General features: G+C 62.6%; 19 protein-coding genes and 1 pseudogene. 11 read left to right on the top strand and 9 right to left on the bottom strand.

Annotated features, from left to right (window positions below; all coding sequences use genetic code 11):
* Positions 1-79: 79 nt before the first annotated feature.
* A complete protein-coding gene (cspD, locus tag CCR96_RS06620) occupies positions 80-289 on the bottom strand; it encodes a cold shock domain-containing protein CspD (RefSeq protein WP_201219069.1) in 210 nt (69 codons plus the stop codon).
* A 423-nt stretch (positions 290-712) separates the two neighbouring features.
* Between cspD and clpS the strand changes: the two genes are divergently transcribed.
* Both clpS and clpA read left to right on the top strand, forming a co-directional pair.
* Positions 713-1093, top strand: a complete 381-nt coding sequence (clpS, locus tag CCR96_RS06615; protein ID WP_201219067.1) for an ATP-dependent Clp protease adapter ClpS — start codon at positions 713-715, stop codon at positions 1091-1093.
* A gap of 53 nt (positions 1094-1146) precedes the next feature.
* Complete coding sequence (gene clpA / locus CCR96_RS06610) at positions 1147-3411, top strand: ATP-dependent Clp protease ATP-binding subunit ClpA (RefSeq protein WP_201219065.1); 2265 nt, start codon at positions 1147-1149, stop codon at positions 3409-3411.
* 259 nt (positions 3412-3670) lie between these two features.
* Here clpA and infA read toward each other — a convergent pair whose 3' ends face one another.
* The 6 genes from infA to trxB form a co-directional block, all read right to left on the bottom strand.
* Entirely contained in the window at positions 3671-3889 is a 219-nt protein-coding gene (gene infA / locus CCR96_RS06605) for a translation initiation factor IF-1 (protein WP_200241386.1), read from the bottom strand.
* A 134-nt stretch (positions 3890-4023) separates the two neighbouring features.
* A complete protein-coding gene (locus CCR96_RS06600; protein ID WP_201219063.1) occupies positions 4024-4779 on the bottom strand; it encodes an arginyltransferase in 756 nt (251 codons plus the stop codon).
* 30 nt (positions 4780-4809) lie between these two features.
* Positions 4810-5577 (bottom strand): leucyl/phenylalanyl-tRNA--protein transferase, encoded by a 768-nt coding sequence (aat, locus tag CCR96_RS06595; protein ID WP_420827255.1) that lies wholly within the window; start codon positions 5575-5577, stop codon positions 4810-4812.
* Positions 5578-5615: 38 nt separating this feature from the next.
* The gene (locus CCR96_RS06590; protein WP_201219061.1) at positions 5616-6761 is read right to left on the bottom strand and encodes a GNAT family N-acetyltransferase; all 1146 of its coding nucleotides are present in this window, start codon (positions 6759-6761) and stop codon (positions 5616-5618) included.
* Positions 6762-6767: 6 nt separating this feature from the next.
* Positions 6768-7064, bottom strand: a complete 297-nt coding sequence (locus CCR96_RS06585; protein WP_200241394.1) for a hypothetical protein — start codon at positions 7062-7064, stop codon at positions 6768-6770.
* 64 nt (positions 7065-7128) lie between these two features.
* A complete protein-coding gene (gene trxB, locus CCR96_RS06580; protein WP_201219059.1) occupies positions 7129-8085 on the bottom strand; it encodes a thioredoxin-disulfide reductase in 957 nt (318 codons plus the stop codon).
* Between the two features lie 170 nt (positions 8086-8255).
* Between trxB and CCR96_RS25055 the strand changes: the two genes are divergently transcribed.
* The 3 genes from CCR96_RS25055 to CCR96_RS06565 all read left to right on the top strand — a co-directional run bounded on the left by CCR96_RS25055 (position 8256) and on the right by CCR96_RS06565 (position 13084).
* Positions 8256-11171 carry a DNA translocase FtsK 4TM domain-containing protein gene (locus CCR96_RS25055; RefSeq protein WP_201219057.1) on the top strand — a complete coding sequence of 972 codons (2916 nt, stop codon included), beginning with the start codon at positions 8256-8258 and terminating at the stop codon, positions 11169-11171.
* Between the two features lie 239 nt (positions 11172-11410).
* A complete protein-coding gene (lolA, locus tag CCR96_RS06570; protein ID WP_201219049.1) occupies positions 11411-12073 on the top strand; it encodes an outer membrane lipoprotein periplasmic chaperone LolA in 663 nt (220 codons plus the stop codon).
* A gap of 168 nt (positions 12074-12241) precedes the next feature.
* On the top strand, positions 12242-13084 hold the full coding sequence (locus CCR96_RS06565; RefSeq protein ID WP_201219047.1) for a PD-(D/E)XK nuclease family protein: 843 nt from the start codon (positions 12242-12244) through the stop codon (positions 13082-13084).
* A 64-nt stretch (positions 13085-13148) separates the two neighbouring features.
* Here the strand turns inward: CCR96_RS06565 and CCR96_RS06560 are convergent, their stop codons facing one another.
* Together CCR96_RS06560 and CCR96_RS06555 are read right to left on the bottom strand one after the other, a co-directional pair.
* Entirely contained in the window at positions 13149-14615 is a 1467-nt protein-coding gene (locus CCR96_RS06560) for a glycosyl hydrolase family 57 (RefSeq protein ID WP_201219045.1), read from the bottom strand.
* Between the two features lie 77 nt (positions 14616-14692).
* Complete coding sequence (locus CCR96_RS06555) at positions 14693-16159, bottom strand: polysaccharide deacetylase family protein (protein WP_242518658.1); 1467 nt, start codon at positions 16157-16159, stop codon at positions 14693-14695.
* 370 nt (positions 16160-16529) lie between these two features.
* Between CCR96_RS06555 and CCR96_RS06550 the strand changes: the two genes are divergently transcribed.
* From CCR96_RS06550 to CCR96_RS06525, 6 genes and pseudogenes are all read left to right on the top strand, one after another.
* Positions 16530-16766, top strand: coding sequence for a hypothetical protein (locus CCR96_RS06550; RefSeq protein ID WP_200241420.1), 237 nt, complete (start codon positions 16530-16532; stop codon positions 16764-16766).
* A gap of 5 nt (positions 16767-16771) precedes the next feature.
* Positions 16772-17488, top strand: coding sequence for an ABC transporter ATP-binding protein (locus CCR96_RS06545; RefSeq protein WP_201219043.1), 717 nt, complete (start codon positions 16772-16774; stop codon positions 17486-17488).
* Between the two features lie 253 nt (positions 17489-17741).
* Positions 17742-20468: an ABC transporter permease gene (locus tag CCR96_RS06540; protein ID WP_201219041.1), complete on the top strand. Its 2727-nt coding sequence runs from the start codon at positions 17742-17744 to the stop codon at positions 20466-20468.
* 120 nt (positions 20469-20588) lie between these two features.
* On the top strand, positions 20589-21089 hold the full coding sequence (locus CCR96_RS06535; protein ID WP_201219039.1) for a DUF2934 domain-containing protein: 501 nt from the start codon (positions 20589-20591) through the stop codon (positions 21087-21089).
* Positions 21090-21146: 57 nt separating this feature from the next.
* Positions 21147-21821, top strand: a complete 675-nt coding sequence (gene pdxH, locus CCR96_RS06530) for a pyridoxamine 5'-phosphate oxidase (protein WP_201219036.1) — start codon at positions 21147-21149, stop codon at positions 21819-21821.
* A 374-nt stretch (positions 21822-22195) separates the two neighbouring features.
* A pseudogene (locus tag CCR96_RS06525) lies at positions 22196-22711 on the top strand (IS1595 family transposase); the annotation flags it as partial.

Here is a 22711-nt window from a genome sequence, read left to right as displayed (position 1 = left end):
GAGCCGCGGCGGTTTCTGTTGCCAATTGACAGACCCAGCGTCCAGTTTGGCAGGGCCTGAGCTGAGTCCTCGATTGCGACTACTGCATCGCCCGCTGCACGGTTGCAGCATGCAGCCCCTTTGGCCCCTGTGAGACCTCGAACTGGACCTTCTGCCCCTCTTTCAGGGTCTTGTAGCCGTCCATCTCGATCGACGAGAAGTGCACGAAGACATCTTCATCACGACCATCGGGTTGGACGAAGCCATAGCCCTTGGCGTTGTTAAACCATTTGACGATACCTGTGATCATCGGAAACTCCTCTACGCCTTCATACTTCTTCGGTTGGTTTTCTCAGCTTGTTGTTGTAGGCAAGGCCGACGCTGAACGGCACTGCCTCGACGCACCCACACGCACAGATGAGTCGGCGGCGCGTTTAGAAAGTATAGTTGTCTGATCCGCTTGGTCAATCTTGCCGGGACAAAGCCGGTATCTGCCGTGGCCAAGCACGGTCATGATGAGGGAGGTGCGGCCCGGATGCTGCGAGGAGACGGTATTCAAGGCGTAGACGATGTCACTTCGGGGCTGTATTTTTCTGCTCATGGCCCCTACTCATCTGGAAGCGCGATCAGAAACGCGATCAGAAACGTAACCAGAAGCGCGACAAGCGTCTTATCACCAACCTTGCGCCGTACGGGCGACTCCCGCCGGCACAGAAACACGCTCATTAGGTCGATGCCGCACCGATTCACCACAGCTTTCACCCTCGACGTCATCCGCGGGACCCAGATACACCTGTCGAATCAGGAAGAAGGTGACGACGGCACTGGACTGTCGGTGGAAGAGGCCAAGCCCGCGCTCAAGCGCCCGCCGCTCTACAAGGTGCTTCTCGTCAACGACGACTACACGCCAATGGAGTTTGTCGTCCATGTGCTCGAGACCTTCTTCAGCATGTCGCCGGAAAAGGCAACCCAAGTCATGCTGCATGTACACACGCGCGGAGTCGGCGTCTGCGGCGTCTTCACACGCGACATCGCCGAGACTAAGGTCTCACAAGTCAATGATTTTTCGCGCCAGAACCACCATCCGCTGCTCTGCACGATGGAGGAGGCTTGAGATGCGCTTGAACAGCAATCCGTCTTCAACGAACCGTTCCGGGGTCACAGTCCATGCTGAGCAAAGAGCTTGAATTCACGCTGAACCAGGCCTTCAAAGAGGCGCGGGCGAAGCGGCACGAGTACATGACGGTTGAGCACCTACTGCTCTGTCTCATCGACAATCCAGCTGCCGCCAAGGTGCTTCGCGCCTGTGCCGCGGACAATGACAAACTGCGCATCGATGTGGCGACCTTCATCGAAGAGACGACGCCACTGATCGCCGACAACGACGAACGCGAGACCCAGCCCACACTCGGCTTCCAGCGCGTCCTGCAGCGCGCCGTGTTCCATGTGCAATCGGCCGGCAAGAAGGAGGTCACCGGCGCCAACGTCCTGGTTGCCTTGTTCAGCGAGCAGGACAGCCAAGCCGTCTATCTTCTGAGCCAACAAGACGTCTCCCGACTGGATGTGGTCAACTACATCTCCCACGGTATCTCAAAGGTACCGGGCGAGGACCAAGATGACGATGCGCATGCCGAGCCGGACGAGGTGCGCAGCGACGAGAAAGAAGCGCCGAGCGCGCTCGAGAACTTCGCTACGAATCTCAACGAGATGGCCCGCCAAGGCCGCATCGATCCGCTGATCGGCCGCGCCAGCGAGGTCGAACGCACCGCGCAGATCCTTTGTCGGCGGCGTAAGAACAACCCGCTGCTAGTCGGCGAGGCCGGCGTCGGCAAGACCGCCATCGCCGAAGGGCTGGCGAAGAAGATCGTTGACGGCGAGGTGCCGGAGATCCTGAACGACGCCGTGATTTACGCGCTCGACCTCGGCTCGCTGGTGGCCGGCACCAAGTATCGCGGCGACTTCGAGAAGCGCCTCAAGGCCGTGCTCGCTGAGCTGAAGCGCAAGCCGCACGCGATCCTGTTCATCGACGAGATCCACACCATCATCGGTGCCGGCGCCGCCTCCGGTGGCGTCATGGACGCCTCGAATCTGATCAAACCGGTGCTCGCCTCCGGCGAGCTGCGCTGCATCGGCTCCACTACCTATCAGGAGTATCGCGGCATCTTCGAGAAGGATCGCGCACTGGCGCGGCGGTTCCAGAAGATCGATGTCAACGAGCCTTCGGTCGAAGAGACCATCGAGATCCTCAAGGGCCTCAAGAGCCGCTTCGAAGAGCATCATCAGGTCAGCTATACCAACCCGGCGCTGCGCGCCGCCGCTGAACTCTCGGCCAAGTACATCAACGACCGGCATCTGCCAGATAAGGCCATCGATGTGATCGACGAAGCTGGCGCCAACGTGCAACTGCGACCCGCCGCCAAGCGTAAGAAGCGGATCGACGTGACCGATGTCGAGACCATCGTCGCCAAGATCGCGCGCATCCCGACGCGCAAGGTGTCCAGCTCCGACACCGAATCGCTGCGCCATCTCGATCGCGACCTGAAGATGGTGGTCTATGGCCAGGAAGAGGCCATCGATGCCCTCACCTCGGCGATTCGGATGAATCGCTCCGGCCTCGGCACCGAAGACAAGCCGATCGGCTCTTTCCTCTTCACTGGCCCCACCGGCGTCGGCAAGACCGAGGTCACGCGCCAGCTCGCGCGCATCATGAGCCTGGAGCTGATCCGCTTCGACATGTCCGAATATATGGAGCGACATACGGTGTCACGGCTCATCGGCGCCCCGCCCGGCTATGTCGGCTTCGACCAAGGCGGCCTGCTGACCGAGGAGATCACCAAGCATCCGCATTCAGTGCTGCTGCTCGACGAGATCGAGAAGGCCCACCCGGACGTCTTCAACCTGTTGCTGCAGGTCATGGATCACGGCAGCCTGACCGACAACAACGGCCGCAAGGCGGATTTCCGCAACGTCGTGCTGGTGATGACCACCAACGCCGGCGCCGAGGAGACCAGCCGTCGCTCGATCGGCTTCACCGAGCAGGATCACTCCACCGACGGCATGGAGGCGCTGAAGAAATACTTCACGCCTGAGTTCCGCAACCGGCTCGACGCCATCGTTCAATTCGGTGCGCTCGACGCCAAGACCATCGGCAGCGTTGTCGACAAGTTCCTGTTCGAACTCGAGGCACAGCTGGCTGAGAAGAAGGTGGCGATGATGGTGGAGCCAGAAGCCCGTGCCTGGCTAGCCGAGAAGGGTTACGACCCGAAGATGGGCGCCCGACCGATGGCACGCGTGATCAAAGATCACATCAAGAAACCACTCGCGAACGAACTGCTGTTCGGCGAACTCAGCGGTGGTGGAACCGTGGTGGTACGTCTTGGTGAGGACGACGAGCTGACCTTCAGCTTCGAGACCGAGAAAACCGCCGCTTGAGCGAGAGGCTAAGGCCCAACGGACAACCTCTACCAAGCGTAACGCCAGCATCTTAGTAGGAGCCAGGAATCAAGGATGATCTGCTTACTCAAGGCTCGACAGGGATAGGATGTTTGCCACCGTTGACCGAGCGAAGCAAGCCGAAAGGCGACCGTTTAGGCCCCCATCATGCGCAAGCCGCGCAGGCTGATCGCGATAAGCGGGATCTAATAGCGAGAGATGGCTTCGGTCGAAGCCGCATCACCACGCCAGAAGAGCATTAGCGAACGCGGTAGGTGATACGCCCCTTGGTCAGATCATAAGGGGTCAACTCCACCGTGACCTTATCGCCAGTGAGGATGCGGATGTAATGCTTACGCATCTTGCCAGAGATATGGGCGGTGACGATGTGACCGTTCTCGAGTTCAACCCGAAATACGGTATTTGGCAGGGTCTCGGTGACCACACCTTCCATCTGGATTACGTCTTCTTTTGCCATGACTATGAAATCTGTGTCGTGATATCGCGTGCGGACTCAGGATCAGCCAAGGGCGACCAGCCCTAGCGAATCGCCGCCGTAAAACCGCGCGAGTATATCACAGGCCAATCCGCCACTTGGGATCGGGGATACCCTCAAGACGCGAAACGGATCGGCTCAGCGCGCTCGAAACGCTGCCACTGCTGGCCATCCCAGGCCTCGATCGGCCGAAATCGATCTTTGTAGGCCATCTTCGGACTCTCCTCGATCCAGTACCCCAGATACAGGTGGCTCAGGCCCAGCCGTGCGGCCTCGCGCGCCTGAGTCAGCACCGCATAGGTGCCGGGCGCTCGCGCCGCGAGATCGGGGTCAAAGAAGGTATAGAGTGCGGAGAGGCCGTCCGGGAAGATATCGGTGACCGCCACCGACATCAGCCGTTCGCCCAAATAGGCCTCGATGAACCAGGTTTGACCACCCCAAGGGCTGAGCAGGAAACGCATGTAGGTCTCGACCGAGACATCGTCGGCCATATCGCCGTCACTGTGCCGCGCCAGGATATAGCGCTCGTAGAGCTGGTAATGCACCGGCCGCAATTGCGCCGGCTTGAAGGCGATGCGCACATCGGTATCGTTCAAGGCCGCATTTCGGCGCTGGGAGCGGCTCATCGCCAGGTCGGCGACCGGAACCCGCACCGGGATACAACGCTGACAGCCGCGACAGGCGGGACGATAGAAGTGCATCCCGCTGCGCCGAAAGCCGATCTGCTGCAGCCACTGCGCCCGCTCGCGATCGATCCGCGCCATGGGATCGACGAACAGGGTCCGTGCTCGCAGCCCTTCGATATAGGAACAGTCATGCTCGCCAGTGAGATAGAGCTGCAGATGGCCCGGGATGGTCCGATTCGCGTTCATTGCAATGACGTCCTACAGCGGTCGCAGACCTCAGTCTGCGCAAACGCGCTCATCTGAGCAAGCGTCTGAACAAGCGTCCGAACACCCAGGATAATGCAGTTGGCCATCATCCCAGTGACCGATCGGCGACGGTCGATCGCGCAGCGCGTGCAGGCGGGCTAAGAAGCGCTCGCGTGGCATGAGTTCGGCCCCCATGCGTTGCAGATGCGAGGTCAAAACCTGGCAATCGATCAGCTCGACTTTGTGGCGGATCAGGTGCTCACACAGGTGTACCAGTGCCACCTTAGAGGCATTGTCGACCCGGCTGAACATGGATTCGCCGAAGAACGCGCCGCCGATCGCGACCCCATAGAGACCGCCCACCAAGTGGCCGTCTTGCCAGACCTCAATGGAATGAGCGATCCCATGCACATGGAGGCCACAGTAGGCGCTGATCATCTCCGGTAGCAACCAAGTTCCCTGGCTCCCCGGCCGCGGCCCGGCACAGGCGCGGATGACCGCCGGGAAATCGCGATCCATGGTGACAGCGAACGCCCGCCGACGCAGCAGCTTGCGCAAGCTGCGCGAACAATGCAGATCGCTCGGAATCAAGACGGTGCGCGGGTCCGGTGACCACCACAGAATGGGGTCGCCTTCGCTGTACCAAGGGAAGATGCCCTGCCGATAGGCGTTGATCAGGCGCCCGTTGCTCAGATCCCCTCCCACCGCGAGCAGGCCATCGGGGTCGCGCATGGCCTCGGCTGGGTCAGGAAACGACCCGCTGGGGTCATTCGGTGCTAAGAGGTAGGGCATCGACATTGCTGACCCCGACCGGGCTCCCTCCACGAATGTCCCAATCAACCGAGATCGCGCCGGTAAGGGCTGCGCTCATTCATCTCGGCGATGTACTCTTCCACCGCCTCGATCTCGTGCTCGAGAAACTTGCCGATCGGCTCACGAAATCCGGGCTCGGCAATCCAATGCGCGGACCAGGTGCGGGTCGGCAAGAAGCCGCGCGCGACCTTGTGCTCGCCTTGCGCGCCTGGCTCGAAGCCGCTGAGTCCATGAGCGATGCAGTGCTCCAGCCCCTGGTAGTAGCAGGCCTCGAAGTGCAGACTGTGGAACGCCTTGGAGCAGCCCCAGTGTCGACCATAGAGGGTTCGCGCACCGACCAAGCAGAAGGCCGCGGCAACGATCTCACCCGCATGCTCTGCGAGCACCAGCAGTGTATTGTCGCCCATCTGAGCACCGATCTCGCGAAAGAAGGGTAACGATAGGGTCGGGATGCCCCCTCGCTTGTCGAAGGTGTCCTCGTAGAGTTGGTGGAAGATCGTCCATTCCTCAGCAGTCGCCTCGCTGCCCGGCACCCGGCGAATCGAGACGCCAGCCTCTGCCACCCGACGGCGCTCACGCTTGATCTTCTTGCGCTTCTCGGCGCTGAAGCGGGCGAGCATGGCGTCAAAATCGGCGTAGCCCTGGTTTTGCCAATGGAACTGACAGCCTAACCGCGGCATCAACCCCGCCGTGCGCATCCAGTCGGTCTCTTCATCGCTACTGAAGAGCCAGTGCAGTCCGGAGACACCCATCTGCTTGGCGGCTTCGAGCGCCCCCTGGATCAAGGCCGCCGCAAGCTCGGCCCGATTTGGCGCGTCACCGGTCAACACACGCTGCCCGGTTGCTGGCGTATAGGGCGAGGCAACCACGAGCTTGGGATAGTACTCGAGCCCGGAGCGCCGGTAGGCATCGGCCCAGGCCCAGTCGAAGACGAACTCGCCGTAGGAATTGAACTTCAGGTAACAGGGGGTAACCGCAACCAGCCGTTCGGCCTGATCGAACAGGCCAAGATGACGCGGCAGCCAACCGAAACGCTCGCCAACGCAGCCGTGCCGCTCCATCGCCGCGAGGAACTCGTGCCGCAGATGCGGCAGGTCATCACCCGCGAGCCGATTCCAGTCGGCCGCAGTGAATTGGTCGATCGATGAGTGAACGCGGAGCTGATACATCGCCCCTTAGAATGGCCACCATCGAATCAGTTGCAAGAGGAAGGCCACAGCGGCCAGCGCGCAACCGGCCGTGATCAAGATAAAACGGCCAGTCCAGCCCTGGTGCCGGCCGTGCTGGATGCCGAGCACGACACCGGCAAGACACAGGATCAAGCCAAACTCGCTGACCATCAGCAGCGTCAGCAATGGTAACAAGGGACCAGACTCGGGATCAGCCGACCGGCTCCCACCACCGATCCAGAGCACCCCGAGAAGAGGCACGGCCAGGGTCAGCGCAATAGCCGGAAACTGGTGACGCTTCATCGCCGCATTCCTCCTCGGTTCCGCACTCGGTTCCGCACTCGGTTCCAAGCCAGCCGCCGCAGGCTCAACCCGCGAGTCCGTCGAGATACTTCTCGGCGTCCAGCGCCGCCATGCAACCACTACCCGCAGAGGTAATCGCCTGCCGATAGACATGATCCATCACATCCCCAGCCGCGAACACACCTGGGATCGAGGTCGCCGTGGCATTGCCTTCGGTGCCCGATTTGACCTTGATGTAGCCGTTCGACATCTCGAGCTGTCCGTCAAAGATCCCCGTGTTCGGCTTATGCCCGATGGCGATGAAGACGCCCTGCAGCTCAACCTCCTCGGTACTGCCATCCTGCACGTTCTTGATCCGCATCCCTGTCACCCCGCTGCTGTCACCAAGCACCTCGTCGAGCACGTGGTTCCAGGCGATGCGCACATTGCCGCTGTCGGCCTTCTCCAACAACCGATCCTGCAGCACCTTCTCGGCGCGCAACGCGTCGCGACGGTGCACCAGCGTCACCTCCGAGGCAATGTTGGCCAAGTAGAGCGCCTCTTCGACCGCGGTATTGCCGCCGCCGATCACTGCCACTTTTTGGTTCTTGTAGAAGAAGCCATCGCAGGTCGCACAGGCTGAGACGCCGCGGCCACGGAACTGTTCTTCCGAGTCGAGCCCGAGGTACATGGCGCTGGCTCCGGTGGCGATGATGAGGGCATCGCAGCTGTAGGTGCTCGAGTCGCCGCTCAGCAGGAACGGGCGCTGATCCAGCGCCACCTTGTTGACATGGTCGAAGATGATCTCGGTGCCGACCTTCTCGGCGTGGCGCCGCATCCGCTCCATGAGATCCGGCCCCTGCAGATCATCCGGATCACCCGGCCAGTTCTCGACCTCAGTGGTGGTCATCAGCTGCCCCCCCTGCTCCAGGCCAGTCACCAGCACGGGCTGCAAGTTCGCGCGCGCCGCATAAACGGCCGCGGTGTAGCCAGCCGGTCCTGAGCCCAGGATCAGCAGCCGGCAGTGTTTGGTGTCGCTCATCGTGATACTCCAATGCGCCCAGATTCAAACCGTTGATGGTACGCAGGCACCCGACCAGGGTAAAGCAGCACGCCAGCATCATAGCCTTCAGCCCAACCCAATCAACATCATCGAAACACGACGAAGTTCCCCGTCTAAGGCTATAATCCGCCAAACGTTAGGAGGATCATGTGGAACAAGCGACTCGACTCGGACACACCCGTCTCGGTGAATATCTAGAGCGTGCCTGGCGCGAAGGAGCACTCTGGGCCGTCGTCATTATTTCGCTCTATCTGGTGTTGGCGCTCGCCACCTACTCACCGGATGATCCCGGCTGGTCCTTCGCCGGAGAACAAGCCACGATCGCCAACACCGGCGGGCGCTTTGGCGCCTGGTTTGCCGACCTATCGCTGTTCCTATTCGGGATATTTGCCTATCTCATCCCGATCGGCCTGGCCGCGAGCGCCTTTCTCATCTTCCGCGAGCGCGAGCCAGAACCCGAGACCAAGCTCTATTGGCTGGTGTTACGCTGGATCGGACTGCTGCTCACCCTCGCCGCCGGCGCTGGCCTCGCCAGCCTGCAGTTTGCTGGCCCATTCGGCGATCTGCCAAACGGCATCGGCGGCGGCCTTGGCCAGATGGTCTCTGAACTCGCCGCAGCTGCTATCGGCCTCGGCGGCGGTTCGCTGTTATTGCTCGGGCTGCTGCTGATTGGCCTGTCGCTGTTTACCGGACTCTCGCCGCTGCTCATCGTCGATGGCATCGGCGACCTGACCCTGATGGTACTGCGTTTCCCCGTGCCGCTCTATCGGCGCATCAGCGCAACGCTCGCTGAGCGCCGTCAGCGACAGGATTGGGAGGCCGAATGGGAGGACGAGGACGACTCCGAACAGGACTGGCTCGATGAGATCGATGACGATGACCATAACGCAGTAGTAAACGGCGTCGAGCCATGGCGCAGTAGCGCGAGCCGATTTGACGAGATCGGTCTTCCAGAGGCCACGGCTCGGCAGCAGACGCTAGTACAGACAACAGGGCAGACAACAGGGCAGACGCCTGAGAATGCGATTCAGAGCCTCGATGACGAGGCGCAAGGCGATCCAAGCGAACTGGCCAAGATAGGCTCGACCATAGGCGCGCCGCCGTTGCATAGCGCCGAGCCGAACCTCCAGATCAGGATCGGATCGGGCTTCGATCCCTCGTCGACGCCGACCCGAGCCGTCACCCGAGGAGGACCGAGCGAGCCCCTTTCCGCGCCAGCTTCAGCACCAGTAAACGAGCCGGTCGAGCACGATGACGCCGACTCGCTAAGATCAGGCTGGCGGCAGCCAACGCACGAGCGGACAGAAGAGACACAAACGCCTGCGACCGAGACCCTGTCGCCGACGATGGCAGAGCGCTCGATGCCAGCCGCCGCTGCGACCTCAAGCCTGCCGCCCAGCCGTCCGATGACGCCGCTCGCGCCTCCGCCCCCGGTGGTCGAGCCGGCCTGGGCCGACGCACCGACCTCCGCCCATACGCCCGCGGCCCGGCCCGCAGTTCCGCAGCCAGCGCTGAGCGGCACCATGGCGATCCGCGGCGACTTCAGCCAGCGGCCACCGCTCGACCTGCTCGATCCACCCCGGCGCAGCGGCAATGCCGCCACGCCAGAGCAGATCGAAGCCATGTCGCACGAGCTCGAGGCGCGATTGGCTGAGTTTGGCGTCGTCGCCGAGGTGGTCGAGGTGCATCCCGGCCCGGTCGTCGCGCTCTTCGAGCTTGAGCTCGCCCCCGGTGTCAAAGTCAGCAAGATCACTGGTCTGAGCAAGGACATCGCGCGCGCCCTGTCGAAGATCAGCGTGCGTGTGGTCGAGGTCATCCCCGGTAAGTCAGTGATCGGCATCGAGGTGCCGAACGATCAACGCGAGATGGTCACCCTGAGCGAGATCATCGGCTCACGCGTCTATCAGGAGGCGAAATCGCCGCTCACCATCAGCATGGGCACCAACATCTCCGGCGAGCCGGTGGTCGCCGACCTCGGCCGGATGCCGCATGCGCTGATCGCCGGCACCACCGGCTCGGGTAAATCGGTGGCGATCAACGCGATGATCCTGAGCCTGGTCTACAAGGCCGGCCCGGATGATGTGCGCCTGATCATGGTCGATCCAAAGATGCTCGAACTCTCGGTCTATGAGGGCATCCCGCATCTGCTCACGCCGGTGGTCACTGATATGAAGGAGGCCGCCAACGCGCTGCGCTGGTGCGTCGGCGAGATGGAGCGCCGCTACAAGCTGATGGCCGCGCTCGGCGTGCGCAACATCGCCGGCTATAACCGCAAGGTGTTGGATGCGATCGCCGCCGGTCAGCCGATCACCGACCCGACCTACGCGCCGATCGTCAACGCCGCCATCGCCGAGGGCCTCGCGCCGCCCGAGGTCCCGACGTTGGAGAAGCTGCCGAACATCGTGGTCATCATCGATGAGTTGGCCGATATGATGATGGTGGTCGGCAAGAAGGTCGAGGAGCTGATCGCGCGCCTCGCGCAGAAGGCCCGTGCCTCGGGCATCCATCTGCTGCTGGCGACCCAGCGCCCCTCGGTCGACGTGCTCACCGGCCTGATCAAGGCCAACATCCCGACCCGGATGGCGTTCAAGGTCTCGGCCCGAGTCGACTCGCGCACTGTGCTCGATCAGATGGGCGCCGAGCATCTGCTCGGCCATGGCGACATGCTCTATCTGCCACCGGGCGGCAGCATCTCGCAGCGGGTGCATGGCGCCTTCGTCGATGATCATGAGGTGCATCGGGTGGTCGACTTCCTCAAGCAGCAGGGGACGCCCGACTACATCGAGAACATCCTGCAAGAGCCGTCGGACCATCTGCCGGGCATCGATCCGGAACCCAAGGGCGGTGGCGGTGGCGATGTCGAGGATCAAGATCCGCTGTTCGACGAGGCGGTGCAGATCGTCATCGAGAGCCGTCGCGCCTCGATCTCCGGGGTGCAGCGACGGCTGAAGATCGGTTACAACCGGGCCGCGCGCATGGTCGAGGAAATGGAGCGCATCGGGATCGTCGGTCCCGCCGAGACCAATGGCAACCGCGAGGTGTTGGTGCCAGCGCCCGTGGACTGATCGGAGCGCGCCATGACCATGACCGCTCGTGACGATCATGGTCCAAGCACCCGCACACGCGGATGGCGCCTCGCCAACCCCTGACGATAAGATGCGGTTGCCCGCACAACTGACGCACCACCAACCCGGACGATGAGGCACTTGAGATCAACCCTCATGCGCTTCCTGCCCTGCCACCGCTGAGCCTGAATCGCTTGCGCTTCGGGCTCAGCGCCCAACCCTTGACTGCTGAGGTCACCATGCACTTGATCGGACAGACCCTGAGGGCGATCGCGCGACGCAGCCTGCCCCTGAGCCTGGCGCTAATGGCGCTGATGGCGCTCACATCGCCCTTCGCCGTTGCCGATGGCATCAATGAATTGAAGGACTATCTGCGCGGCCTTAACAGCCTCAGCGCCGACTTCCGCCAGATCACGATCAGCGCTGATGGTGGCCAGATGATCGAATCCACCGGCACCTTCTATCTGCTGCGGCCAAACCGCTTCCGCTGGGATTATGAGACGCCGACCGATCAGCAGATCCTCGCCGATGGCTCGCGCATCTATGTCCATGACAAGGATCTGAACCAGGTCACCCACAGCAGCCAAAAGAAGATCCTCGACGGCACCCCGGCGCAGCTGTTGGCCAGCGAGCAACCGGTCGAGGACTATTTCAAACTCAGCAATCTCGATGAGGGCGACGGTCGCACCTGGGTCGAACTGGTGCCCAAGACCGAGGACACCGAGGTCGTGAAGCTCCGTATCGCCTTTACCGACGGTCAGCTCGACAATCTGCTGATGGAAGACCGCTTCGGCCAGCTCACGCGGTTCATCTTCACCAACCTGAAGCGCAACCCGCAGCTCGACTACGCCATGTTCCGCTTCGAGCGCCCGGCGGGGAGTGATTTCTTGCAGGTGGACTAAATCGCGCTGAGTGACTGTCCATTATCTACTTCCCGATCATCGCCCAACACTGACCCTCAAATCAGGAAGAAGTTGATGGACAGTTTCTTACTGTCCTAGGCTTATCCCGAAGCCGAGACCACGCGATATAACCTTGGTTGATAAAGCTTGCGACCAGGACTGCCCAAAATGTCTATCGATGAGATCAAATCCCAGCTTGAGAAAGACCTACCGACCTTGCTGCAGCAAGACAGCGGCTTTCGCCGCTGGCTAGAAGACCTGATCCGCCGCACCGCAGTCACCACCGAGCGCTTCGACGATCGCTTCGATCGGGTGCTCCGAGAGCTGGCCGCTGACCGCGAAGAGCAGGCGCGCAAGTGGGACGAACAGAACCGTCATCTAGACGAGCAAAACCGAAAGTGGGAAGAACAGAGCCGTAGGTGGGAAGAACAGAGCCGTAGGTGGGAAGAACAGAATCGCCATTTAGACGAGCAGAACCGTAAGTGGGAAGAGCAGAACCGTAAGTGGGACGAGCAGAACCGTAAGTGGGACGAGCAGAACCGTAAGTGGGACGAGCAGAACCGTCTCAATCATGAATTGCTCGATGAGATCCGCAAGACCCGTATCCGTCAGGAACAGGGTCTCGGCGCGGTCGGCGCCCGCTGGGGCTTGGCCTCCGAAGCCAGCTTCCGTTCCGCCCTCAAGGGGATCTTGGAGGAGTCCTTTGGCGTCAAGGTCATCAACGTCAACGAGTTCGATGATGAAGGCACGGTCTTCGGCGTGCCCGATCAGGTCGAGATCGACATCATCATCCGTAACGGTGACCTGATCCTCTGTGAACTCAAGTCGTCGATGTCGAAATCCGACATCTACACATTCGAGCGCAAGGTTCAGTACTACCAACGCCGCCATGGCCGCGAGGTGACCCGCAAGCTGGTCATCTCACCGATGGTCCGGCCTGAGGCTCGGCCGGTGGCCGAGCGTCTTGGCATCGAGGTGTTTGGCTACGCGGACGATGTGACCAATCTCTAAGCACTAAACCGCAACACCCGCCGCGACAGGTTGAATCCAGACGCGGCGGATCGGTAGCGGCCGATCAACCGAAGTCGTGCTTGACGATCTCGGTCACCCGCCGGCAGATCTCGCGACCGTAGTCGGTCCAGAGGCCCTGGCCCCAATAGCGATAGCAGCTGGTCTGCGACGCCATCAGATGATAGAGCGCGTTGCGGTAGTTCGGATCATCAGTCGGGGTCTTGGGCTTCAGCACCTTCTCGTGGAACACCGAGCTGGCCTCCTCCATCGGCCCGAGCACGTTGTCGTAGCCCTTGACCCAGGACAGATCATTGGTCCAACTAGCGCCGTCCATGTGGAACTGATGGTCGGACTGCTTCAGTTCCTCGATCACCTTGGCCAGTTTCTCCGGGCCATCGCCGGGCTGCATCTGCGCCCAGAGCTTGCCCTGCTGCACCGGCCGGATCTCGGTGAAGTCGCTCTCTTTGATGCCCATCGCGAACAGGTGCTCCAGGTACTCGCTGCCGTTCATCAGCGGCACATCGGAGCCCGAGGCGTTGCGCGCGGCCTCGAAGAACTTGTCCGGGAACTCGTTCATCATCACGCCGCCGTTCTCGCCGTCGGCGATCTGGGTCACCAGTGGCGGCACCTGTTTGCCGGCCAGTTCCCAGCGTTGCAGGCTCTGTGCCTCGTACCAGGGCTGCATCTGCGCGACCAGCTTGGTATCCGAGCCCTGGGTCTTGACCAGCGCGATGATGCTGGCGGTCTCGCCCTTGGAGTTGGTGCAAACCAGCCGGTGCGGCAGATGCGGGCGTTGCGGATGCCAGCCGTTGTCGGTCTGCTCGACGCTGTGCTCCTGCACCAGCACCCATTGAAAGCCGCAGTCGTTGAGGGTCTTGACGAACTCGTAGGCGACATCGGGATGGTTCGGCAGCGCCATCTCGGAGGGCGAGAAGCCGCGCACGCGCTCGAGGGCCTCGGTGCCGAACAGGGCGGCGAAATGGTGCTGGAAGGCCTTCACGTGCAGCCGGTAGTCCTGCACCGGGGTCGAGGGCGCGACGGCGTGGCCCCAGGGCATGCCGAGCCATTCGACGGCCCAGTGGTAATCGGGGTTCATGGTCATGCCCTTGAGGGCGTCGAGGACGTGGTGCTCGCCCATCTGCCGCAGGCCATAGAGCAGCGTGCCGGAGTATTCGAGCATCACGCGTGGGGATTTGCCTTCGTGGATCAGTTGCGGGATGAACTCGCCCATGCGCTTGTAGCACCAGACGAAGGCCGGCGCGTTGTAGTTATCGCCGATGTCCTGGTGGTCCATCATGTATTTGAGGTTGCTGATGATGGCGGCGGTATGCAGGTCGTCGCCGCCGGCGGGGATCAGCGGTTGGTGTTGATGCAGCGCGATCGCACAGGCGGCGCGGATGCTGCCGAAGTCGATGGCGCCTGGGGATTGGCTGAGGGTTTTGCTTTGGCCGGCTTTGATGGCCTGTTCGATGCTGGGTTCTTGGCCGCAGATGTTGGGGAGGCCGTCGATGAGTTCCGGGAGGTCTGCCATAGGTTTTGGCTCCTGTTGGGGTTGATGATTGGCTTGGTGGCTGGAGAGTCTTCCGAGGTGGCGCTGTGCCATTCGCATTAGGTCTGGTGAGGCTTTACCGGCAACGCTGGGTTCTCGGCGCCCTGATCGGTTGTGCGCGCCTGTTCGGTGGCTTCAGCATCGAGTCGGTTGAGGATGTCTTCGGTGAGGTCGAGATCGGCTGCCGCGCGATAGCACCAGGCCTCGCCCCAGAAGATGTTGCAGCTGGTCTCGGCGCGGAGCAGATGCCATTGAGCGTCGTCTAGACGCTCGGGGAGCGCTGCGGGAGGTGCGGGGGGAGCTGCTGGAGTCGGAATCGCATTACCGTTGCCAACAGGGGCGCTGGCGGCGGTCGTTGCATCGGTGGCTACGTTCGTTGCATCGGTGGCGGCGGTCGTTGCATCCGCGGCTGCGGCTTCAGCTGTAGTGTCTGCGGCTGTGGCGGCCGTCGCTGCCGCGGCTGCCTCAATGGTGTCATCTACGGCTGAGCCAGGGGCACCAGCGGATCTGGCCTCGATGCCCAGTTGGCGCTCGCGCCAGGCATGTAATCGCTGGCTCAGCGTGGCGTAGCGGGCGATGACGTCGCGCTGGGTCTGTGAGCCGGTCCATTGGGTGAAGCCGCGTCCGTGATGCCAGCCGGTGTTCCAGGCGCCGGTGGCGATATGGACTTCGCCATGGGCGCCGTGGGTGTCGAGATAGTCGTGGATGAAGCTGGGTCTCAGGTTGGCCTTGCCGGCGCGGATCATGTCGAGGAGCGGTCGGTAGAAGGCGGACCAGTAGTTGGCGCCGTCGGTGACGTTGCGGAACCAGCCGCCGTTCTCGCCGTCGGTGGCGGTGGTGACCAGTGGCGGGAAGTCGCACCAGCGGGTGCGCTCGGCGACCTCGTTGACGAACCAGCCGGGGTCCATGCCAGACTCTTGGGCGTCGGAGAGTTCGCGGTCGCGCACCACGACGATGATCTGGTCGTCGCCATGGCGGGCGATGTGGGGTCGGTAACGGATCTCCTGCCAGCTCATCGGCGTGAGTGGTTCGACGTGCTCGCTGTCGACCAGCACGTAGCGGTAGCCGAAGCGGCGCAGCAGCGGGATCAGCTCCATCGAGAAGCCCATCTCCGGCGGCCAGAAGCCATCGAAGCGTGAGCGCCAGAACAGGTGCCGGGCGATGCCCTGCCAGCGCTGCAGATGCTCGGGGCGGTCGGCGGCCGGGATCAGCGGCAGCACGGGATGGTAGTAGCCGGTGCCGAGGATGTCGAACAGTTGTTGATTCTGCAGGAACCAGAGCAGCTTGCCGCAGTCGACGATGCCGTAGACGCGGGCCTGGAAGTCGGGGCTGGAGAGGGTCTCGAGCAGGGTGCCGGAGAGCGACAGATGCACCCGCGCCAGGTCTTCCTGACCCCATAGACTGCGCGGCATGCGGTCGAGCGCAAACAGGATCTCCTTAGCCTCCCAGGTCTGCTCATCGAGCAAGTGCTCGAGGTTGCCGGGTGGCTGATGAAGGTTCAGGACCAGGGCATGATGGGCGTGCATCGAGGCTGGGGTCTCCGAGGTAACAGCTGAGGACGAGATGATAGCGGATTAGGCCATCGCATCATCGCCCGAGATCAATAGGGCATGCTGTAGCAGGGGCCGTTGATCAGATCGGCCATACCCTGATCAGCGTTCGCTCCAGTCGCTGACAATCCCTGCATCGTCATGGATTCGAGCTATGGTCCAGTCAGACCGAGACAGGCCGGCGACGCAACCGGCGGCTCTTTCGCCAATCCTGCCCAACCGGGTTGATCTAGACGGCTAACCACGCGACATAGAGGGTCAAGACTAAGGCCATGGCCCTGCGCTGAATGGCCTGTGCTGAGCGCGCGAGCGCTCTGACCAACGCAGCAACCAGTGTGAATCAACCATGCCGCATGTCATCATCGACCCAGACTCGACATCGCTCGCCGAACGCTTTGCGTTGATCAAGGCGCCAAGCAAACGACGCGCCCGTTTCCCGGAGGGGTGCGTAACCCTCGTCGAGAGCGAGGAGGCGGCGCGAGCCGGCCGTGATCAGACGAAAAAGCTCGAGCCCGCGGTGGTCTACGGACCCTCGTCCTCGTCTGAGAGTCAGCGATTATATTACCTGGTCCGTTGGCTCTGACCCTAATGGATAGCAACGATAGCGATCAAACGCCTATACTGGCCGTCGCCGGTCTTGGCAAATCCTACGCTGAGGGCCACCAGCGGCGCACCGTGTTGGCCGACATCGGCTTCGGGGTTGCTCGCGGCGAGTGCATTGCACTGGTCGGCCAGAGCGGCTCTGGGAAATCGACCCTGCTCAACCTGCTGGCCGGCATCGACAAGCCCGATACCGGCGACGTCGAGATCATGGGGCGCAGCGTCGCGGCGATGGGCGAGCCAGAGCTCACGCTGCTGCGACGTGAGCACATCGGCTTCATCTACCAGTTCTTTAATCTCATCCCGACCCTAACGGTGGCTGAGAACATTGGCCTGCCGCTCGAACTCAATGGCACGCCGCCGCGCGAGCGCCGAGGCCAGATCAGCGACTGGCTCGCAAAGGTTGGGCTCGACGGCCGCGAAGGCGCCTTCCCCGATGAACTCTCCGGCGGCGAGCAGCAGCGCGTCGCCATCGCCCGCGCCCTCATTCACAACCCGGCGCTGGTTCTAGCCGATGAACCGACCGGCAACCTCGATGCGCGCACCGGTCAAGTGGTGCTCGAACTGCTCGCCCACCTGTTTCGCGATGAGGGCCGCACCCTGATCCTGGTCACCCATAGCCGCAAGGTCTCAGAGATCACCGATCGCGTGCTCGCGCTCGATAACGGTCGCCTCAGCACCGACACCGAGGCACTGTCATGGTAAATCTCGGACTCCTCCACGACCAACCGACGTCGGTCGAACAGACGCGCGCCAGCGGCCCGCGCAGCAAGCTCGATACGGAGGCAATGCTATGGGAAGCACAGGGGGCAGCACAGGGGGCAACACTGTGGGCAGCACCGGGAGCGATACCTGGGGCAATGCCATGGGCAACACTGGGAGCAACGCTTAGCGCAATGCAGAGCGCAATGCAGAGCGCAATGCAGAGCGCAATGCAGAGCGCACGGCGAAGCCTGGCATGCTGACCAAGTCCCTTCTCAGCGCCAGCCGGCGCTATCTGACGCGCCACCCCTGGCAGACCTGGCTGTCGATCGCCGGCATCGCGCTCGGCGTCGCCGTCGTCATCGCGGTCGACTTGGCCAACGAGAGCGCCAAGCGCGGCTTTCGGCTCTCGGTCGAACAGGTCACTGGCCCCGCCACCCATCAGGTCATCAGCGCCGGCGGCAGTCTCCCAGAAACGCTGTACGCGGAACTGCGCCTAGAGCAGGGCTTGACCCAGGCAACGCCGGTCATCGATGCACCGGTGCGCATCGGCGAGCGCAGCCTGACCTTGCTCGGGCTCGACCTGCTCGCCGCCGCCTCGATGCGCCCGGATCTGCGTGCCAGTCTCAATCGAGCCAGCGCGGGCACTGCAGCAGCGCCAGCAAGCCCCGCTGGCTCGCCACCGCGCGCGGCATCGACCGAAGGGCCTATGCATGCCGAAGCTGACTCCGAGACCGGCAGCCAGACGAGCAGCCCAACCAGCAACCAGGCCGCGACCGAAACCAGCGGCGAAACCCTTAGCCAACCGAACAGTAGCGGCGAAACTAGGACCTCGAACGGCCTCGTCGGCCTGCTGCGTCTGCTCCGCGACCCAGCCACCTTGGCGCTGAGTCGCGACGATGCAACACGCCTTGGGCTCAAGCCGGGAGACACCTTCAAGCTCGATCTGGGCGCCGCAAGCGTGCCGATGACAGTCGCTGCCATCCTGCCTGAACAGGCCAATCTGAGCGGACTCGCCATCACCGATATCGCCACCGCCCAGGAGGTGCTCGGCCGACTCGGCGAGATCGAGCGGATCGATCTCATCCTGACTGACGCTGAGGCCGAGCGCGTCGCCGCCGCCCTGCCCGACGGCGTGCGACTCGAGGCCTCGGCGCAGCGCAGCAATGCCATCGCCCAGATGACCCGCGCCTTCCACACCAACCTCACCGCGATGAGCCTGCTGGCGATGCTGGTCGGCGCCTTCATCGTCTACAACACCATGACCTTCGCCGTGCTTCAGCGCCGACCGTTGCTCGGCACCCTACGCATGCTCGGCACCACCCGCAGCCAACTCTTTGCGCTGGTGCTGGTGGAGACCCTCGCCCTCGCCCTCATTGGCGCCCTGCTCGGTGTCCTGCTCGGCATCGCTGTCGGCGCCGGTCTTGTCCAGCTGGTCACCCGCACCATCAACGATATCTACTTCCAGCTCAGTGTCCGCAGCCTGCACCTGGCGCCGCTGTCACTGCTCAAGGGGATTGGCTTGGGTCTCGGCGTGACCCTGCTCGCCGCGCTCGGCCCTGCGCTCGAGGCCGCGCGCTCGCAACCGCGCGACGTCATCCGTCGCACCCGCGTCGAAGGCCAAGCCCGACGGCTGTTGCCCTGGCTCGCCGCCAGCGGCGTTCTGCTGATCCTTATCGGGCTCGGCCTCATCGCCCTCTCGGCCCGCTCGATGGGCGTCGGTTTCCTCGCCCTGTTCCTGGTGATCGTCGGGACTGCACTGTTGATGCCGCTGGCCGTGCATGGCTTCGCCAGCCTGACCACGCCCCTCTTCGGTCGCCTGTTCGGCACCCAGGGCCGGCTCGCGGCGCGCGGCATCACCGCCTCCATCACGCGATCCGGCCTCGCCGTTGCCGCGCTCGCCGTTGCCGTGTCGGCAACGCTCGGCGTCAGCATCATGATCGGCAGCTTCCGCGCCAGCGTCTCCGACTGGCTCGCCAACACCCTGACCAGCGACATCTACATCTCGGCCGAATCCAGCAGCGGCGCGAGTCGCGGTGGCGACCTGCCCCCCGAGCTGGCTGATCAACTGCTCGCGCTCCCCGAGGTCGACGCCCTGAGCCAAGGCCGCAGCAACCGCATCGAGACCCGAGACGGCCCCGTCCTCAGCCTCGCGCTCGAATCCAGCACCGGCCAGCCACGCGGCTTTCGCTTTCAAGGCCCGACCGCAGCGGATCTCTGGCCAGGCTGGCAGGCCGGAAGGCTCATCCTCATCTCGCAACCGCTTGCCTATCGCCGGCAGCTGCAGGTCGGCGACGACCTCGAGCTGTTCACCACCAGCGGCTGGCAGAGCTTCGAGATCGGCGCCATCTTCCAAGACTACGGCAGTGACAGCGGCACCCTCATCCTGCCCCGCCCCCTCTACGCTGAGAAATGGGATGATCCCGCCGTCTCTTCGTTCGGCATCACCCTCGCTGACGAGGCCGATGCCGACGCCGTCAGCCGACAGGTCGAGACGCTCCTCGCCCAGCTCGACATCACCACCAGCGTCCAGACCAATCGCGCCATCCGCGAGCTCTCGCTGGATATCTTCGACCAGACCTTCACCATCACCAAGGTCTTGCGGCTGCTCGCCATCGGCGTCGCCTTCGTCGGCATCCTCAGCGCCCTCATGGCCCTCGAGCTAGAGCGCGCCCGCGACTACGCGGTACTGCGCGCCACCGGCATGACCCGCGGCCAGCTGCGCGCGCTCATCCTGATTCAGACCTCGGCCATGGGCCTCGCCGCCGGCCTCTTCGCCATCCCGCTCGGCCTGGCGATGGGCGATCTGCTGATCAGCGTCATCAACCTGCGCTCCTTCGGCTGGACCATGCCCATGCAGGTGCAGCCGCAGACGCTGATCTCGGGGCTTGTGCTCGCCTGGCTTGCGGCCATCTTCGCTGGCATCTACCCGGCTATCCGAGCCGCCAGAGCCGTTCCCGCCCGTGCGCTTCGTGAAGAATAGACGCGCAAGCGGAAAGCCCGATAACAGTCTGCACACCAACATGCTTCGATTGACCATAAAGGTCGTGTATTCTCTACCAGAGCTGAATACCAATGCAGTACTCGGAGGCGAGTGAGCGACATGGCTGATGAAAAGACCGTCGTAACCAAGAAAACAACCACAAAGGCCGCCGCGGCCGAAAACAAGCCGGCCACTAACAGACCGGTCACCAAAAAGACCAGCAGCAAGAAGACCGCGGCCAAGAAAACCGTGCCGGCCAAGACCAGCAGTGCACCCAGCCCCAGCGGAGTCGTCAAGAAGACGGTGACCAAGAAGGCGGCCCCCACAGCATCGAGCCCGAGTCCGGCTGCCCCAGCCACTCCTAGCTCAGCGGCTGCCAAGCCCGCCACCAAGCCGGTCACCAAGAAAACAACCAGCAAAAAGGCCAGCGCAAAACCGCGCCAAGAGCGCCCAGTGACCCTAAGCCCGGTAACTGAGGTCAGCGCAGAAGAACGTTACCGCATGATTCAAGAAGCCGCCTACTACATCGCAGAGAAACGCGGATTCGCACCCGGCAACCACGCCGACGACTGGGCCGCTGCCGAGGCTCAAATCGACGCCCTGCTGAGCCAGCGATCCTGAGCACGCGATCCTGAGCAAAGGCACGCCATAGGAACAGCCACGCCTCGCGCAGCAGCCATGCACTATCTCGCAACCCCGGAGCAGACGAATCCCGACCCGGCCCGCTTTCGCACGCAAGCGATGGAGCGAGGGCTCGACCGCGCGGATCTTGATGCTGACCCCATTGTTCAGTTCCAGCGTTGGTACCAAGAGACCCTTGCGACCCAGCTCCCGGAGCCCAACGCAATGGCCCTCGCCACGGTCGACAGCGATGGTCAGCCGAGCCTGCGCACCGTCTTGCTGAAACTGTATGACACTCAGGGATTCGTCTTCTTCACCAACTACCAAAGTGCGAAGTCCCAGCAGATCGACGTCAACAACCAGGTCGCCCTGCTGTTTCCCTGGGTTGCGCTGGCGCGGCAGGTCAGCATCCTTGGCAGCGCCGAGCGCATCCCGACCAGCGAGTCGTTGCGCTACTTCATGACCCGCGGTCGCGGCAGCCGCATCGGTGCCTGGGCCTCACCGCAGAGTCAGGTGATTCGCTCACGCTCGCTACTCGAGCAGAAGGTCGCCGAGATCAAGCACCGATATAGCGAAGGCGAGATACCGCTCCCAGACTTCTGGGGCGGTTATCGCGTAGTTCCGACCAGCATCGAATTTTGGCAGGGACGTGACAGCCGGCTGCACGATCGCTTCCGCTACCGACGAGAAGCGCCCGACGCTCCTTGGCAGATTGAACGCCTCGCTCCCTAATTAAGTCAGTCGTGCTGCAGCGACATACACGCAAGCGCAAGAACGCCAGCCTCGAGCCTTACGCTGCCAACAGGCTAGGCTGAGCGCTCGCAAACGCCAAACGTCATCAGGCTTGGTCAGCCTGCAGGGACTCAGTCTTGCCGTTCGCCCAAAACTACCTTCTGCACGACAGCTTCAAGCTTGACGCGGCGATATCATGCGTGGTGGATATCGAGCGTTGCTTCTATATAGATCGAGATTTCTGTGTTGCTGAATCGGCGTCAAGAGCAAGCAAGGCCTAGCCGGTGCAGCTGTCGCAGGCAAAGACAAGAGGCTCATAGTGGGTTTTGAGGACATGCTAAGGTCAGGCATCTGACTCAACACGTGCTGCTCCGATGTGCCGTCTCAACGACTTGATCGACGAAGAGAAATGCGACGACAAAATCCGACGGATGCGTTGGCCGTACGTCGTTGATTGTCCACGTTGTGGTTCCAACAAGATCGTCAAGCGTGGCCGCAACCACCGACACAGGGCCTGTCGCCGCTACACCTGTCGAAACTGCGAGAAACGCTTCGATGATCTGACAGGGACGATTTTCATGGGACGCCACCAGCCGCTGTCGGTGTGGTTTTCCTCTCTGTACTTGATGGGCCTGAACCAGTCGAACCTGCAGATCGCCGAAGCGCTCGGTCTGAATGAAAGCGACGGTCAGTGGATGGCCGAGCAGCTGCGCGAGGGGATCGTCAAACGCCGTCGCACGGTGCGCCTGAGCGGCAAGGTGGAGTGCGATGAGGTGTACATCGTGGCCGGACACAAGAGTCGAGCGGATCGGATCCTGGGACGTCCACCACGTCGACGGCGGCTCAAGGGGGCTCCCGGACGAGGCACCTTGGCGAAGGACAAGCCACCC

The organism is Halochromatium roseum, from assembly GCF_016653315.1.
GTDB lineage: Bacteria > Pseudomonadota > Gammaproteobacteria > Chromatiales > Chromatiaceae > Lamprobacter > Lamprobacter roseus.
The sequence above is the reverse complement of the archived record's forward strand: the minus strand, read 5'-3'. Positions and strand labels throughout refer to the sequence as shown.